Here is a 14,930-nt window from a genome sequence, read left to right on the forward strand (position 1 = left end):
TTGCCGGTTCGAGCCCCTGACGTACCGTCACTTCCCGAGCACTCTGCCGAGGTCGTACGAGACGGGCTCCTCCAGCTGCGTGTAGGTGCAGCTCTCCGGCGTGCGGTCCGGCCGCCAACGGCGGAACTGCGCGGTGTGCCGGAAACGGCTGCCCTCCATGTGGTCGTAGGCGACCTCGACCACCCGCTCGGGGCGCAGCGCGATCCAGGACAGGTCCTTGCCGCCGGTCCAGCGGCTGACCGCGCCCGGCAGCCGGCCCTCGGCGTGGGCGGCCTCCTCCGCCCAGGCACCCCACGGGTGCTCGGACAGGTCCGCCATCCGCAACGGGGCCAGTTCCTCGACGAGTTCGCGGCGGCGGGCCATCGAGAAGGCGGCGCAGACGCCGACGTGCTGGAGTTTCCGTCCGTCGTCGTAGATGCCGAGCAGCAGCGAGCCCACCACCGGGCCGCTCTTGTGCTCGCGGTAGCCGGCCACCACGCAGTCCGCGGTGCGCTCGTGCTTGATCTTGTACATGGTCCGCTCCCCCGGCCGGTACGGCTGGTCCAGCGGCTTGGCCACCACCCCGTCCAGCCCGGCGCCCTCGTACTCGGCGAACCAGGTCCCGGCGACGTCGCGGTCGGTGGAGGCGGGCGCGGTGAACACCGGGTCCGCGGCGTCGGCGAGCGCGGCCTCCAGGGCCGGGCGGCGCACCGACAACGGCTCGTCCACCAGCGAGTCGTCACCGAGGGCGAGCAGGTCGAAGGCGACGAAGGAGGCCGGGGTCTGCTCGGCGAGCAGCTTCACCCGGCTCGCCGCCGGGTGGATGCGCTCCAGCAGCTCCTCGAAACGCAGCCGACCGTCCCGGGCGATCACCACCTCGCCGTCCAGCACGCAGCGCGGCGGCAGCTCCCGCTTGAACGCCTCCACCAGCTCGGGGAAGTACCTGGTCAGCGGCTTGCCGGTGCGGCTGCCGAGCTCCACCTCGTCACCATCGCGGAACACGATGGTGCGAAAGCCGTCCCACTTGGCCTCGTACTGCATCCCCGGCGGGATCTCGGCCACCGACTTGGCGAGCATCGGCGCCACCGGCGGCATCACGGGCAGGTCCATGCGTCCGATCCTCGCCCGGTTCGCCCCGGGGCGCGCGCCGGACGCGGCGCGCTTAGCGTGTCAGACATGGGCTCAGCCGTGGAACTGGAAGTCGCCGGGCGGACGGTCCGGCTGTCGAACCCGGACAAGGTGTACTACCCCGAGCGCGGCTTCACCAAGCTGGACGTCGCGCGGTACTACCTGGCCGTCGCCGACGGCGTCCTGCGCGGGCTGCGGGACCGGCCGACCACGCTGCAGCGCTTCCCCGACGGGGTGGACGGCGAGTTCTTCTACCAGAAGCGCGCGCCCAAGGGCCTGCCGGACTGGCTGCCCACCGCCCGGATCAACTTCCCCAGCGGCCGCTCCGCCGACGAGATCTGCCCCACCGAGCCGGCCGCCGTGCTGTGGGCGGCGAACCTGGGCTGCCTCACCTTCCACCCCTGGCCGGTCCGGCGCTCCGACACCGACCACGTGGACGAGCTGCGGATCGACCTCGACCCGCAGCCCGGCACCGACTTCCACGACGCCGTCCGCGCCGCCCACGAACTGCGCGCCCTGCTGGAGGAGTACGGGCTGCGCGGCTGGCCCAAGTCCTCCGGCGGACGCGGACTGCACGTGTACGTCCCGCTGGTGCCCGAGTGGACCTTCACCGACGGCCGGCACGCGGTGATCGCCCTCGGCCGGGTGCTCGAGCAGCGGATGCCCGGGAAGGTCACCACCGCCTGGTGGAAGGAGGAGCGCGGCGAGCGGATCTTCGTCGACTACAACCAGATGGCCCGCGACCGCACCATCGCCTCCGCCTACTCGCTGCGCGCCCGCCCCCGGGCCACCGCCTCCACGCCGCTGCGCTGGGAGGAGCTGGACGACGCCTCCCCGGAGGACTTCGACCTTCGCACGGTACCCGCCCGCTTCGCCGAACTCGGCGACCTGAACGCGGAGATGGAGCGGCACGCGTTCCGGCTGGACACCCTGCTGGAGCTCTACGACAAGCAGCTCCACGACGAGGGCCTCGGCGAACTCCCGTACCCGCCCGACCACCCCAAGGCCGAGGGCGAGCCGCCCCGGGTGCAGCCGAGCCGGGCGCGCAAGAAGCCCGCTTAGTACTCCAGCCGGACTTCTCCATTCCCGCTGGTCAACGGCCTGGGAGTGGGGAGTGTAGCGGGGTGGGAGCGGGTGCGGGACGGTCGTGGCCGCCCCGTCCCACCAACGGGTGGCCATGCCGCATGTAATGACAGCGGCGGGCGCGTGCCTGGTGGCGGCGTCGCCAGCGGGACCACGTCACGGCATGGCTGCGGTCTGGAGGACGGCGGCGGGGTCCAGCTGCCAGCAGACGGCGAATCTCGGCCGGCGTGAGGTCCACGAGGTCGGGCGTGTCCCCATCGGTGCCCCCTTTTCATGCTCCTGACTTGCCATCACCGCCAGGAAGGCGTGGGCGAGCATGGAAGTTCCTGTTCCCACGCGTTCGTTGGTGCATCGTTGATCACACGGGCGGACTGCCCGGAGCGCTGTCATTACATGCGGCGCGGGCACCCGTTGGTGGGACGGGACGACCAAGACCGTCCCGCACCCGCTCCCACCCCGCTACACTCCCCACTTCCAGGCCGTTGACCAGCGGGAATGGAGAAGTCCGGCTGGAGTACTAGCCGGGCCGGACCGGACCGGCGGCTGCCGTTCCGGCGCTACCTGCTGGCGCATCGCCGCCCGCGATGATCAACTGAACCGGACAACTCTTCTGGGAGGGACCGGGCATGGGCGTACGGGGGCTGGCGGAGATCCTGGCGGACGCGGCGGGCGGGGTGTTCCCGCCGCCGGACGGCACGGTGACGGTGCTGCCGCAGCCCTCGCCGCGCGAGACCGGGGTGATCGCCTTCGCCGCGCACGCCGTGGTGTTCACCGACCAGGGCCCGGACTGGGTGCACGCCGTCCTCGCAGCCGACCCCGGCGACCCGCTGTCCGCACCGCTCTGCCCGCCCTTCCTCAGTGCCCTCGCCGAGCGGACCTGCCGCACCGTCAACAACATCGACCTGCTCTCCGTCGCCGACCCCCTGCCCGGCGAGCCGCCGCTGCCGCTCACCCCGGTCGAGGACCGCGAACACCCGCGCGTGGTCAGGGCGTTGCGCTACCGCGAGGACGTCCGGGTGTACGAGGCCGACGGCGGCGTGCTCATCCTCGGCCGCGGCGTGGCCGGCCGCTGGGAGATCGCCATCGAGGTCGACCCGCACGCCCAGGGCCGCGGCCTCGGCCGCGCCCTCGCCACCGCCGCCCGCCACCTGTCCCCCGGCGAGCCCGTCTGGGCCCAACAGGCCCCCGGCAACGCCCCCAGCGTCCGCGCCTTCCAGGCCGCCGGCTACCGCCCCACCGGCGCCGAGGCCCTCCTCGTCCACGGCCGCCCGTAACGGACCCGATCCGCCGAGAGGTCGTACCAGAGGAACGGGCCGCCGCCATCGACGGGCGTCGGCACCGACCGACCCAGCCGGCGCCCGACCGCGGCCAGGAAGGCGCACAGCACGTCCAGCCCCTCCTGGCCGCGCACCCGTTCCACGTCCACGTCGAAGTCGATCCGCCCTGGGTCGCCGAACCGGAACACCACCCCGACCTCCGGTCCCGGCCGCACGCTCAGCACCGGGTACGCGGGACCGACCGGCCCGGCCAGCACCTCCTCGGCCCGCGGCCACGGCAGCTCGAAGCAGCCCACCACGAAGGTGCGCTCCCACCCCCGCTCCACCACCAGGTCGAGCAGTGCCTGCCAGTCCGCCACCGTGGTGCCCTCGACCCCCAGGTCCGGCAGCCACCCGTCCCGGGCCGGATCGCCCAGCCACCCGGCATGGTCCTCCCAGCGCAGCTCGGTCATCTCACGCCTCCGGAGGGGTCCACAGCACCCGAACCCGGTCGGCTCCGAGGTCGTACCCGAGGAACGGCTCCCGGGTGTCACCTTCGAAGTACACCGGGACGGACTTGCCCAGCCGTCGTCCGATCGCCGCCAGGAACCCGCAGAGGACGTCCAGCCGTTGCTGGCCCTGGAGTTCCCTGACATCGAGGTCGAAGTCGATCTCCTCGTCGGAGAGGAACCGGAAGATCGCACACACCCCGGGGTCCGGCCACACCCGCAGGTACGGGCACTCGGCGTCGGCCGGCCGGGACAGCACCTCCTCGGCCCGGGGCAACGGCAGCACCGTGTCCCCCACGGCGTACTCGAAGCCCCAGCCCTGCTCCACCACCAGGTCGAACACGGTCTGCCAGTCCGCCACCGCGGTGTCCGCGACGTACACGTCCGGCAGACAGTCCCCGCCGGACGGGTCGAGCAGCCACGCGACCTGCTCGTCCCAGCGCAGGTCGGCCATCTCCGCCCCCCGATCGTCGGTTTCACCGCGTGCTCGACCGAGCCCGGGCGGCTCCGGCAACGCGACGTCCGGGCTGCAGGCTACCGATGGGTCGGTACGGCGACGCCACTGGTTTTCCGGGCACCCCGCTGGCGGGCCGTCGTCAGCGCCGGGCGCCGGCTGGGGCGAGGTGGGCGATGGTGTGGACGGCATGGGTGATCTGGGTGTCGGTGAGGTCGGCGCGGGCGGTGAGGCGGAGGCGGGAGATGCCGTCGGGGACGGACGGCGGGCGGAAGCAGCCCACCGCGAGGCCGACCCGGCGGCAGTCGGCGGCCCAGGCGACGGCGGCCTCGGGGCCGGGGGCGCGGACGGAGACCACGGCGGCGTCCGGCTCGCAGGCCCGCAGGCCGGCGGCGGTGAGGCGGGCGGCGAGGGTGCGGGCGACCTCGCGGGCGCGGTCGGCGCGCTGCGGCTCGGCGCGCAGCAGGCGCAGGGCGGCGAGGGCGGCGCCGGCGGCGGCCGGGGCGAGGCCGGTGTCGAAGATGAAGGTGCGGGCGGTCTCGGTGAGGTGTCGGATCACCCGGCGCGGGCCGAGAACGGCGCCGCCCTGGGAGCCGAGCGACTTGGAGAGGGTGACGGTGGCGACGGTGTCCGGCTGCCCGGCGAGCCCCGCGGCTGCCAGCGCGCCGCGCCCGCCGGGGCCGAGGACGCCGAGCCCGTGCGCGTCGTCGACCAGCAGCGCGGCGCCGTGCGCGCGGACGGCCTCGGACAGTCCGCGCAGCGGTGCGGCGTCCCCGTCCACCGAGAACACCGAGTCGCTGACCACCAGCGCCCGCCGCCGCGTCCGCCCGGCCAGCACCTCGGCGACCGCCGCCGGGTCGCTGTGCGGGGCGCGGTGGACGTCGGCGCGGGAGAGCCGGCAGCCGTCGATCAGCGAGGCGTGGTTGTAGGCGTCGGAGACGATCAGCGTGTCCGGGTCGGTCAGCGCGGTGAGCGCGGCGAGGTTGGCGGTGTACCCGGAGGAGAACACCAGCGCCGCCTCGACCCCGCAGAACTCGGCGAGTTCCTCCTCCAGTTCGGTGTGCAGCGCGGTCGTCCCGGTCACCAGCCGCGAGCCCGTCGACCCGCCACCCCACCGCAGCGCGGCGTCCGCCGCCGCCTGCGTCACCACCGGGTGCCGGGTCAGCCCCAGGTAGTCGTTCCCGGCCAGGTCCAGCACCGGGTCCTCGGCGGCCCGGCTGCGCAGCGTACGGGTGAGCCCGGCGTCGGCGCGCAGCTCGGCGGCCTCGTCGAGCCAGTCGAAGACCTGCACCGGGGCGAGCTGCGCAGGGTGCGCTTCGGGGGTGAGGGGGAGGGTCATGCCCGGCACTCTGGCACGCCCCGCGAACGGGGAGCAATGTGCCAGTCAGCACATGATCGGTCCGGCTCACTGGCCGGTCGTGACAACGCGGCCGCCACCTCCCGCTTGCCCGAGGCTTTGCCCGGGGTGGCGGCGAGCAGGCAAGATAGCGGGGTGACCCTCCTTGATCTGATGCCGAAGCCCGCCACCCCCGATGCGCTGTACGAGACGTTCGCAGCCTGGGCGGAGGAGCGCGGGATCACGCTGTACCCGGCGCAGGAGGAGGCGCTGATCGAGCTGGTGTCCGGGAACAACGTGATCCTGGCGACTCCGACCGGTTCGGGGAAGTCCCTGGTGGCGGCGGGTGCGCACTTCGCGGCGCTGGCGGAGGGGCAGCGGACCTTCTACACCGCGCCGATCAAGGCGCTGGTGTCGGAGAAGTTCTTCGACCTGGTGAAGATGTTCGGCACCGAGCAGGTCGGCATGATGACCGGCGACGCCAGCGTGAACCCCACCGCGCCGATCATCTGCTGCACCGCCGAGGTGCTCGCGCAGATCGCGCTGCGGGACGGCGCGCGGGCCGACATCGGCCAGGTCGTCATGGACGAGTTCCACTTCTACGCCGAGCCGGACCGCGGCTGGGCCTGGCAGATCCCACTGTTGGAGCTGCCGCAGGCGCAGTTCCTGCTGATGTCGGCGACCCTCGGCGACGTGCGCCGCTTCGAGGAGGACCTGACCCGCCGCACCGGCCGCCCGACCACCGTGGTGCGCAACGCGACCCGCCCGGTGCCGCTGTTCTACGAGTACCGCCGCACCACCATGCACGACACCCTGGAGGAGCTGCTGCAGACCGGCCAGGCGCCGGTCTACGTCGTGCACTTCACCCAGAAGGAGGCGGTGGAGCGGGCGCAGTCGCTGATGAGCATCAACATGTGCTCGAAGGCGGAGAAGGAGGCCATCGCCGACCTGATCGGCAACTTCCGCTTCACCACCAAGTTCGGCCGCAACCTGTCCCGTTACGTGCGCCACGGCATCGGCGTGCACCACGCGGGCATGCTGCCGAAGTACCGCCGACTGGTCGAACGCCTCGCCCAGGCAGGCCTGTTGAAGGTGATCTGCGGGACGGACACGCTTGGTGTGGGCGTCAACGTGCCGATCCGCACGGTGCTGTTCACCGCGCTGTCCAAGTACGACGGCACCCGGGTCCGGATCCTGCGCGCCCGCGAGTTCCACCAGATCGCCGGGCGGGCCGGCCGGGCCGGCTTCGACACCGTCGGCCAGGTGGTCGCCCAGGCGCCGGAGCACGTGATCGAGAACGACAAGGCGATCGCCAAGGCCGGGGACGACCCGAAGAAGAAGCGCAAGGTGGTACGGAAGAAGGCGCCGGAGGGCTTCGTCGGCTGGACCGAGGAGACCTTCGACAAGCTGATCGCCGCCGACCCGGAGCCGCTGGTCTCCCGGTTCAAGGTGAGCCACGCGATGCTGCTGTCGGTGATCGGTCGCCCGGGCAACGCCTTCGAGGCGATGCGCAAGCTGCTGACCGACAACCACGAGGACAAGGCCGCCCAGCGCCGCCACATCCGCACCGCGATCGCCATCTACCGCTCGCTGCTGGAGGGCGGCGTGGTGGAGCGGCTGCCGGAGCCGGACGCCGAGGGCCGGATCGTCCGGCTGACCCTGGACCTCCAGGAGAACTTCGCGCTCAACCAGCCGCTGTCCACCTTCGCGCTGGCCTCCTTCGAGCTGCTCGACCCGACCTCGCCCTCGTACGCGATGGACGTTGTCTCGGTCGTCGAGGCGACCCTCGACGACCCGCGCCAGATCCTCGCCGCCCAGCAGAACAAGGCGCGCGGCGAGGCCGTCGGCGAGATGAAGCGGGACGGCATCGAGTACGAGGAGCGGATGGAGCGGCTCCAGGAGATCACCTACCCGAAGCCGCTGGAGGAACTGCTCACCCACGCCTACGAGGTGTACCGCCGGGCACACCCGTGGATCGGCGACCACCAGCTCCAGCCGAAGTCCGTGGTCCGCGACCTGTACGAGCGGGCGATGACCTTCTCGGACTACGTCGGCTTCTACGAACTGGCCCGCACCGAGGGCATCGTGCTGCGCTACCTGGCCGGGGCGTACAAGGCGCTGGAGCAGACCGTCCCCGAGGACGTGAAGACCGACGACCTGAAGGACGTCATCGCCTGGCTCGGTGAACTGGTCCGCCAGGTCGACTCCAGCCTTCTGGACGAGTGGGAGCAGCTGGCCAACCCGACCGAGCCGCAGGCCGCCGAGGTGCGGCTGGACGACAAGCCGGCGCCGGTCACCGCCAACGCCCGGGCCTTCCGGGTGCTGGTGCGCAACGAGATGTTCCGCCGGGTCGAGCTGTGCGCGCTGGAGCACTACGAGGAGCTCGGCGACCTGGACGGCGAGTACGGCTGGGACGCGGACCGCTGGGCGGACGCCATGGACGGGTACTGGGAGGAGTACGACGACCTCGGCACCGGTCCGGACGCGCGCGGCCCCAAGATGCTGATCATCGAGGAGGAGGATTCCGCCTGGAAGGTCCGGCAGATCTTCGACGACCCGGAGGGCGACCACGACTGGGGTATCAGCGCCGAGGTCGACCTCTACGGCTCGGACGAGGAGGGCCGGGCGGTGCTGCGGGTGACCGCGGTGGACCGGCTCGGCGGCTGACGGGCCGTCAACCTGCGCCAGGGGCCCGGCGGATGCCGGGCCCCTGGGCGTTTCGCACAGCCGTCAAACCGCCGGTTGCGTCCTCTGATCGTTTGTCACATCCATACGAGCGGCTGACCCGCCACGTAGGAGAGGGCGCGGGTGGCATCGTCCAGGTTGGGCTCCCCGCCGCTTCCCGAGGCGCTCGGCGCGGGAGCGGGAGCGGCGGCGGCGCCCTCGGTGGGAGCGGCGCCCGGGCGGCCGTCGCCGGCCCGCGAGCTGGTGACGGTCACGTAGTGCCCGACCGACTCGACCCGGGGCTCGCTGCCCGGCTTGGCGGTCGCGGACGGCGCGGGCGCCGCGGAGGCGTCGGCGAGGATGAAGGCGACCGCGCCGGGCTTGGCGCGCAGCGCGTCGGCGGCCTTGGCGGCGGAGGCCTGGTCGGCGAAGCGCAGCAGGGTGACGCTGCTGAGCACCGGGCGGTCGACGCCGGTGAAGCTGACGGTCAGGTAGGCCTGGCAGCCGCTGTCCCGGAACAGCTCCTGGGTGCGGTCCTGCAGCACCTCGGCGCAGTTCTCACCCTGCCGGATGGCGTTGCGCCGGGCCTTGTACCCGGCGGCCTCGACCGGCCGCTGAGCAGGGAAGAGATTGTCGGCGTGGAGGCCCTCGGGGTCGGTGCGCGGCGGTGGGGTACCCACCACCGGGGGCGTCCTGGCCGCGTCCTTGGTGGACGGGCCGAGGCCGGGTATGTAGTCGCCGGGCGTCGGCTGGGTGATGATCCATCCGCCGGCCGCGACCACGCCGACCATGACGACCCAGCCCACCGCGCGGCGGCCGGTCAGCCGCCGACCGCGCTTGCGGTCCGTCCCCCCGGTCGAGGCCTCCACGGCCGAGGCCGCCCCGGCCGGGTCGGCGCCCCCGCCGGTCCGCTGTCCTGCCTGGCCGTCCTGGCCCTCTCCCGGAGTCGGGGTGCGCTCCCCCTGCGTGGTCATGGCGCAGATTCTAAGCACCCTCCGGGTGGCGTGGATCACGGGGTCCGCGATTGTCGATCTTCCTCCTCCGGCTGATTTCCCTACCCGCCGGCAACCTCTGTCTCGGGCCGCCGTCAAGCGCGTGACCAGCGCCGACGCCGTGAGCTTCGACACTGTGGCAATCGGCACATCCTTCCGGAGATCTTCTGGTGGGTTTGCTCTGGCGCCGTTCGAGCGGCAACAGGCAGGATCAGCCCCATGGATCTGCTCGATACCCTCACCGCCAAGGGCCTGCGCGGCGAAATCCCGACCCGCGAGGAGGCGCTGGCCGTCCTCGCCACCACCGACGACGAGCTGCTCGACGTGGTCGCCGCGGCCGGCAAGGTGCGCCGCCGCTGGTTCGGCCGCCGGGTCAAGCTCAACTACCTGGTGAACCTCAAGAGCGGGCTCTGCCCCGAGGACTGCTCCTACTGCTCCCAGCGGCTCGGGTCCAAGGCCGAGATCCTCAAGTACACCTGGCTCAAGCCCGACCAGGCCGCCGACGCCGCCCGCGCCGGCGTGGCCGGCGGCGCCAAGCGGGTCTGCCTGGTCGCCAGCGGCCGCGGCCCGACGGACCGTGACATCGACCGGGTGACCGACACCATGGCCGCCATCAAGGAGGCCGACCCCGAGGTCGAGATCTGCGTCTGCCTCGGCCTGCTCTCCGACAACCAGGCCGAACGGCTCAAGGCGGCCGGCGCCGACGCCTACAACCACAACCTCAACACCTCCGAGGGCACCTACGGCGACATCGCCACCACCCACACCTACGCGGACCGGGTGGACACCGTGCAGAAGGCACACGGCGCCGGCCTGTCCGCCTGCTCCGGCCTGATCGCCGGCATGGGCGAGAGCGACGAGGACCTGGTCGACGTGGTCTTCGCGCTGCGCGAGCTCGGCTCGGACTCCGTCCCGGTCAACTTCCTCATCCCCTTCGAGGGCACCCCGCTGGCCAAGGAGTGGAACCTCACCCCGCAGCGCTGCCTGCGCATCCTGGCGATGGTCCGCTTCGTCAACCCGGACACCGAGGTCCGGATCGCCGGTGGCCGCGAGGTGCACCTGCGCTCGATGCAGCCGCTCGGTCTGCACATCGCCAACTCGATCTTCCTCGGCGACTACCTGACCAGCGAGGGCCAGGCCGGCCAGGCCGACCTCGACATGATCAAGGACGCCGGCTTCGAGGTCGAGGGTGCCGGCGAGGCCACCCTGCCGCGCCACCGCGCCGACATCGCCGAGGCGGCCCAGGCCGGTGGCTCCTGCGGCACCGCGGCCTCGGCCTGCGGCAGCGGCGGCGGCTGCGGCCCGTGCGGCGGGCACTCGCACGCCGCACACTCCGCACCGCAGGCCACCACCTCGGAGAGCTCGGCCGACGCCCCGGAGAGCTCGGCCGACGACGAGCTGCGCAGCGACCTGGTCAAGGTCCGCCGCCGCGGCGCCGGCACCGAACTCGCGCCCAACGCCTGACCTTCCGGAGAGATCTCACCATGTCCCAGCTGTCCGCGGACACGCTGCTCGCCCTCGACCGGGCGCACGTCTGGCACCCGTACGGGCCGATGCCCGGCACCGTCACCCCGTACGTGGTCGAATCCGCCTCGGGCGTCAGACTGCACCTGGCCGAGCCCGTCGCGGGCGGCCGGCGCGAGCTGGTGGACGGGATGTCGTCCTGGTGGGCGGCGATCCACGGCTACCGGCACCCGGTGCTGGACGAGGCGGTGCGCGAGCAACTGGGACGGATGAGCCATGTGATGTTCGGCGGGCTCACCCACGAGCCCGCCGTGCGGCTGGCGGCGAAGCTGGTCGAGATCACCCCGGAGCCGCTGCAGCACGTCTTCCTCGCCGACTCGGGCTCGGTGTCCGTCGAGGTCGCGATGAAGATGTGCCTGCAGTACTGGCAGTCGACCGGCCGCCCGCAGAAGCGGCGCCTGCTGACCTGGCGCGGCGGCTACCACGGCGACACCTTCCACCCGATGTCGGTCTGCGACCCGGACGGCGGGATGCACCACCTGTGGGGCGGGGTGCTGCCCGGGCAGCTCTTCGCACCGCAGCCGCCGGCCGGCTTCGACGCCCCGCTCGATGCCGAATACGCCCAGCGCTTCGAGGCGTTGATGGAGCGTCACGCCGACAAGCTGGCCGCCGTCATCGTCGAACCGGTGGTCCAGGGCGCGGGCGGGATGCAGTTCCACTCCCCCGCCTACCTGCGGATGCTGCGCGAACTCTGCGACCGGTACGGGGTGTTGCTGGTCTTCGACGAGATCGCCACCGGCTTCGGCCGCAGCGGCGCCCTGTTCGCCGCCGACCACGCCGGGGTCTCCCCGGACGTGATGTGCCTGGGCAAGGCCCTCACCGGCGGCTACCTCACCCTGGCCGCCGCGCTGTGCACCAGCGAGATCGCCGACGGCATCAGCCGCGGCGAGATGCCGGTACTCGCCCACGGGCCGACCTTCATGGGCAACCCGCTGGCCTGCGCGGCCGCCAACGCCTCGCTGGAGCTCCTGCTCGGGCAGGACTGGGACGTCGAGGTCAAGCGCATCGAGGGCGGCCTGCGGGACGGCCTCGCGGCGGCCGCACAGGTGCCGGGCGTGCACGACGTACGGGTCCGAGGGGCCATCGGCGTCGTGCAGTTGGACCACCCGGTGGACGTCTCGGCGGCGACCGAGGCGGCCGCCCGGGAGGGCGTCTGGCTGCGGCCGTTCCGGGACCTGATCTACACGATGCCCCCCTATGTGACGGAGGACGAGGACGTGGCACGGATCGCTGCCGCCGTGACCGCCGCGGCGGTGGCCGGGTGAGCGCGCGCATCCTGTTCGTGACGGGCACCAACACGGACGTCGGCAAGACCGTCGCCACCGCGGCCGTCGCATCGGCGGCGCTCCAGGGCGGCCTGAAGGTCGCCGTGCTCAAGCCCGGGCAGACGGGCGTTGCGCCCGGCGAGCCCGGCGACGCGGCCGAAGTCCAGCGCCTGGCGGGGGAACTGACGATTCGTGAGCTGGTCCGCTACCCCGAGCCGCTGGCCCCCGACACCGCCGCCCGGCGCGCCGGACTGCCGTACCTGTCCCCGGACGCGGTTGTCGAGGCCGTCGCCGAACTGGCCGCCACCCACGACCTGGTGCTGGTCGAGGGCGCGGGCGGCCTGCTGGTCCGCTACGACGACCAGGGCCGCACGCTGGCCGACCAGGCCCGCGCGGTCCGCGCCGCCGGCCTGAACGCCGAGGTGCTGCTCGTCGCCTCGGCCGGACTCGGCACCCTGAACATCGTCGCCCTGTCCGCGGAGGCCCTGGCCGCCCGCGAACTCCCCCTCGCCGGCGTCCTCATCGGCTCCTGGCCCTCCTCCCCCGGCCTCGCCGACCGCTGCAACCTCGCCGACCTGCCGCGCTCCGCCGGCGCCCCGCTGCTCGGCGCCCTGCCGGAACGCGCGGGCACCGCCGGGGACTTCGCCACCCTCGCGGTCGCCTCGCTCGCCCCCGAGCTGGGCGGCACCTGGGACGCCGAGCACTTCGCGCACGTCCACCGGCCGGAATAGGCCGGAACAGCCCCGGCTTCGCTCGAAGGTGTGAAGCCGGTCCCCGAACCGTGCGCGGTGCGGGGACCGGCTCAATACCGTTCCGGGTATGACAGACGGGCTGACCGTGGACGAGGCCCTGCGGGCCTTGGCCGCCCTGGAGGCGGCATGGAAGGACGACGACGAGGCGCTGTCCGCCCTTACGGCGGGCGGGGCCGAGGAGCGGCCGCTGCCGGCACTGGTCGCCGCGTACGGCGAGCACGCGATGGACACCCTGATGGCCCTGGCCTTCGGCCTGCGGTCCAGCATGAGCGACGAGGAGATCGCCGAACTCTCCGACGCGGTCAGCGCCAACATCGGCGCCCGGATGAGCGCCCTGCTCACCCAGACCCTCAAGGCCTGGGGCACCGTCGCCGCCCCGGACGACCTCAAGGTGACCAAGGTCATCGCCCACACCGTGATCGACGCGATGCGGGCCGTCACCCAGGAGCCCAGCAAGACCGAAGTCCTGCCCCTGCTGGCGACCTTCCGCAGCTACGCCCTCAACGACAACTGAGGGATCGGAAGGGCCCCTCGGTCGGGCGGCCCCCATCGGTCGGCAAGGAAGTTCGGGTGCTGCTGACGGCTCCCCGCGGGTCTGGCCCGATCCGTTCGCCGGTGCCGGCTCAGCGGCAGCGCCGCGCCCAGTAGGCGTAGGTGACGGCCAGCAGCAGCGGACCCCACAGGACCATCAGGGTCTGGCAGCACACTGCGAGTACCCGCCACGAGTTGTTGGTGTAGTGCAGGCCGGGGATGACACCGAGGATCCCGAGCGCCCAGTCGACCAGTACGCCGGTCAGCACCAGCCCGCCGAGGGTCGCCGGCACGATCGCCGTGGCCGGCGCTACCCGCCGGCCGCCGATCACCGGGACCCAGCCGGGCACGACCTCGCCCCACCCGCGCACCAGGCCGAGGGAGAGCAGGGCGAGGCACTCCGAGACCGTGCTCAGGGTGAAGACGTACGGCGCAATCACCCGCCAGCTGTACGACTTGTCCTGCACCGTCCCCATGGTGAAGCCGAACGCGAACGGCAGCCGCCACAGGCACGCGGGCAGCCCGACCAGCGGGATGGCCCGCGCCGTAGCGGTGGCCCAGCGCGGAACGGGTCGCTCGGCGCCGCCTGCAGGGGGAGCGGCCGAGGGCATTGTCTCCGTCTTCATGCTCACAGCCTTGGGCGTCAGCCGATTCGCCGGCATCGTCCTGGTGGACGATGCCGGTGCCTCTGGAGGGGGAAACCCGTCCCGAACTCCAGCCCCCTGGCGGGAACACCTATCGCGATATATCGTGAGTTCCTGTCCGCGTCGCTGACCGCGCCGCGCGAAGACCTTCGTCAACCTCAGGACGGGAAGTATGCCGGGAGAGATCTCGACCGCCGGGATGCGCTCCGGCCACAGCTCGCAGCCCGACATGCGGGCCTCTGATGTAGACCGCGACCAGGCCGTCGACCTGCTGTGTATCGCTGCGGGCGAAGGCCGACTGACTCCTGAGGAGTTGGACCAGCGACTGGAGGCCGCCCTGTCGGCGCGGACGGTCGGTGAGCTGACCGAACTCACCGCTGACCTGCCGCCCGCGCCGGTCTTTGCCGGTGGGGTTGTGGCGCAGGCCAAGGAAGTCCTCCGGATCGAGCAGAGTTTCAGTCCGGTCGAGCGGGTGGGGCGCTGGGTGGTGCCGCGACGGCTGGAGCTCTGCGTGCAGTGGTGCGAGGTGACCCTCGACTTCACGCAGGCGGTGATCACGCATGACACCTTGCAGGTCGACGTGAACATGCAGGGCAAGAACCTGACACTCGTCGTCGGGCCCGGCATCGTGGTCGATACCGATGGACTGAGCCTGGTCTTCGGCAAGCTCAAGGACCACCAGGCTCCGGACCCCGGTGTGCCGATCGCGCTGCGAGTGTCCTGGCGCAGCACAGCCGCACGCCCGTCCCGCAGCCGCTCAGCTACCTGATCGACGACGTCGCCCGCCGCCACGGCATCCTGCGGGTCGGCGCC

The 14,930-nt window shown here is 72.5% G+C and carries 13 protein-coding genes and 3 pseudogenes; 9 read left to right on the top strand and 7 right to left on the bottom strand.

Translation table 11 applies throughout. From position 1 onward, the window contains the following. Positions 1-27 precede the first annotated feature (27 nt). Positions 28-1,089: an ATP-dependent DNA ligase gene (locus tag ACWC9T_RS19470; protein ID WP_449822280.1), complete on the bottom strand. Its 1,062-nt coding sequence runs from the start codon at positions 1,087-1,089 to the stop codon at positions 28-30. A gap of 66 nt (positions 1,090-1,155) precedes the next feature. On the opposite strand from ACWC9T_RS19470, the gene ligD reads away from it, so the two are divergent. Beyond that, entirely contained in the window at positions 1,156-2,169 is a 1,014-nt protein-coding gene (gene ligD, locus ACWC9T_RS19475) for a non-homologous end-joining DNA ligase (protein WP_449822281.1), read from the top strand. 177 nt (positions 2,170-2,346) lie between these two features. Here ligD and ACWC9T_RS19480 read toward each other — a convergent pair. Next, positions 2,347-2,511 (bottom strand): annotated as a pseudogene (locus ACWC9T_RS19480) (IS701 family transposase); the annotation flags it as partial. 305 nt (positions 2,512-2,816) lie between these two features. Between ACWC9T_RS19480 and ACWC9T_RS19485 the strand changes: the two are divergent. After that, positions 2,817-3,464 carry an N-acetyltransferase family protein gene (locus ACWC9T_RS19485; RefSeq protein WP_449822282.1) on the top strand — a complete coding sequence of 216 codons (648 nt, stop codon included), beginning with the start codon at positions 2,817-2,819 and terminating at the stop codon, positions 3,462-3,464. Here ACWC9T_RS19485 and ACWC9T_RS19490 read toward each other — a convergent pair. The 3 genes from ACWC9T_RS19490 to ACWC9T_RS19500 form a co-directional block, all read right to left on the bottom strand. Then, entirely contained in the window at positions 3,416-3,919 is a 504-nt protein-coding gene (locus ACWC9T_RS19490) for a hypothetical protein (protein WP_449822283.1), read from the bottom strand. The two genes, ACWC9T_RS19485 and ACWC9T_RS19490, sit on opposite strands and share 49 nt — an antisense overlap. 1 nt (position 3,920) lies before the next feature. After that, positions 3,921-4,409: a hypothetical protein gene (locus tag ACWC9T_RS19495; RefSeq protein WP_449822284.1), complete on the bottom strand. Its 489-nt coding sequence runs from the start codon at positions 4,407-4,409 to the stop codon at positions 3,921-3,923. A 142-nt stretch (positions 4,410-4,551) separates the two neighbouring features. After that, positions 4,552-5,748: an 8-amino-7-oxononanoate synthase gene (locus ACWC9T_RS19500; RefSeq protein WP_449822285.1), complete on the bottom strand. Its 1,197-nt coding sequence runs from the start codon at positions 5,746-5,748 to the stop codon at positions 4,552-4,554. A 171-nt stretch (positions 5,749-5,919) separates the two neighbouring features. Between ACWC9T_RS19500 and ACWC9T_RS19505 the strand changes: the two genes are divergently transcribed. After that, entirely contained in the window at positions 5,920-8,412 is a 2,493-nt protein-coding gene (locus ACWC9T_RS19505; protein ID WP_449822293.1) for a DEAD/DEAH box helicase, read from the top strand. Positions 8,413-8,507: 95 nt separating this feature from the next. Here the strand turns inward: ACWC9T_RS19505 and ACWC9T_RS19510 are convergent, their stop codons facing one another. Beyond that, positions 8,508-9,383, bottom strand: coding sequence for a hypothetical protein (locus ACWC9T_RS19510; protein ID WP_449822286.1), 876 nt, complete (start codon positions 9,381-9,383; stop codon positions 8,508-8,510). Between the two features lie 237 nt (positions 9,384-9,620). Here ACWC9T_RS19510 and bioB point away from each other — a divergent pair, with 237 nt between their 5' ends. The 4 genes from bioB (at position 9,621) to ACWC9T_RS19530 (ending at position 13,456) form a co-directional block, all read left to right on the top strand. Then, positions 9,621-10,865 carry a biotin synthase BioB gene (gene bioB / locus ACWC9T_RS19515; RefSeq protein ID WP_449822287.1) on the top strand — a complete coding sequence of 415 codons (1,245 nt, stop codon included), beginning with the start codon at positions 9,621-9,623 and terminating at the stop codon, positions 10,863-10,865. 20 nt (positions 10,866-10,885) lie between these two features. Then, positions 10,886-12,190 carry an adenosylmethionine--8-amino-7-oxononanoate transaminase gene (locus tag ACWC9T_RS19520; protein ID WP_449822288.1) on the top strand — a complete coding sequence of 435 codons (1,305 nt, stop codon included), beginning with the start codon at positions 10,886-10,888 and terminating at the stop codon, positions 12,188-12,190. Further along, on the top strand, positions 12,187-12,921 hold the full coding sequence (gene bioD, locus ACWC9T_RS19525; RefSeq protein WP_449822289.1) for a dethiobiotin synthase: 735 nt from the start codon (positions 12,187-12,189) through the stop codon (positions 12,919-12,921). The genes ACWC9T_RS19520 and bioD overlap by 4 nt, the downstream gene beginning before the upstream one ends. A gap of 88 nt (positions 12,922-13,009) precedes the next feature. Beyond that, positions 13,010-13,456, top strand: a complete 447-nt coding sequence (locus ACWC9T_RS19530) for a hypothetical protein (RefSeq protein ID WP_449822290.1) — start codon at positions 13,010-13,012, stop codon at positions 13,454-13,456. Between the two features lie 109 nt (positions 13,457-13,565). On the opposite strand, the gene ACWC9T_RS19535 is transcribed toward ACWC9T_RS19530, so the two are convergent. After that, positions 13,566-14,099, bottom strand: coding sequence for a hypothetical protein (locus ACWC9T_RS19535; RefSeq protein WP_449822291.1), 534 nt, complete (start codon positions 14,097-14,099; stop codon positions 13,566-13,568). Between the two features lie 247 nt (positions 14,100-14,346). Between ACWC9T_RS19535 and ACWC9T_RS19540 the strand changes: the two are divergent. Continuing rightward, positions 14,347-14,493 (top strand): annotated as a pseudogene (locus ACWC9T_RS19540) (DUF1707 SHOCT-like domain-containing protein); the annotation flags it as partial. 260 nt (positions 14,494-14,753) lie between these two features. Next, positions 14,754-14,930, top strand: a pseudogene (locus ACWC9T_RS19545) (helicase-associated domain-containing protein); the annotation flags it as partial.

Source organism: Kitasatospora sp. NPDC001159, assembly GCF_053598235.1.

Coding starts and splice junctions, on each gene's coding strand:
- bioB (WP_449822287.1), top strand. CDS start 9,621: ATGGATCTGCTCGATACCCTCACCGCCAAGGGCCTGCGCGGCGAAATC.
- ACWC9T_RS19520 (WP_449822288.1), top strand. CDS start 10,886: ATGTCCCAGCTGTCCGCGGACACGCTGCTCGCCCTCGACCGGGCGCAC.
- ACWC9T_RS19470 (WP_449822280.1), bottom strand. CDS start 1,089: ATGGACCTGCCCGTGATGCCGCCGGTGGCGCCGATGCTCGCCAAGTCG.
- ACWC9T_RS19530 (WP_449822290.1), top strand. CDS start 13,010: ATGACAGACGGGCTGACCGTGGACGAGGCCCTGCGGGCCTTGGCCGCC.
- ACWC9T_RS19500 (WP_449822285.1), bottom strand. CDS start 5,748: ATGACCCTCCCCCTCACCCCCGAAGCGCACCCTGCGCAGCTCGCCCCG.
- ligD (WP_449822281.1), top strand. CDS start 1,156: ATGGGCTCAGCCGTGGAACTGGAAGTCGCCGGGCGGACGGTCCGGCTG.
- ACWC9T_RS19505 (WP_449822293.1), top strand. CDS start 5,920: ATGCCGAAGCCCGCCACCCCCGATGCGCTGTACGAGACGTTCGCAGCC.
- ACWC9T_RS19485 (WP_449822282.1), top strand. CDS start 2,817: ATGGGCGTACGGGGGCTGGCGGAGATCCTGGCGGACGCGGCGGGCGGG.
- ACWC9T_RS19510 (WP_449822286.1), bottom strand. CDS start 9,383: ATGACCACGCAGGGGGAGCGCACCCCGACTCCGGGAGAGGGCCAGGAC.
- ACWC9T_RS19535 (WP_449822291.1), bottom strand. CDS start 14,099: ATGAAGACGGAGACAATGCCCTCGGCCGCTCCCCCTGCAGGCGGCGCC.
- ACWC9T_RS19495 (WP_449822284.1), bottom strand. CDS start 4,409: ATGGCCGACCTGCGCTGGGACGAGCAGGTCGCGTGGCTGCTCGACCCG.
- ACWC9T_RS19490 (WP_449822283.1), bottom strand. CDS start 3,919: ATGACCGAGCTGCGCTGGGAGGACCATGCCGGGTGGCTGGGCGATCCG.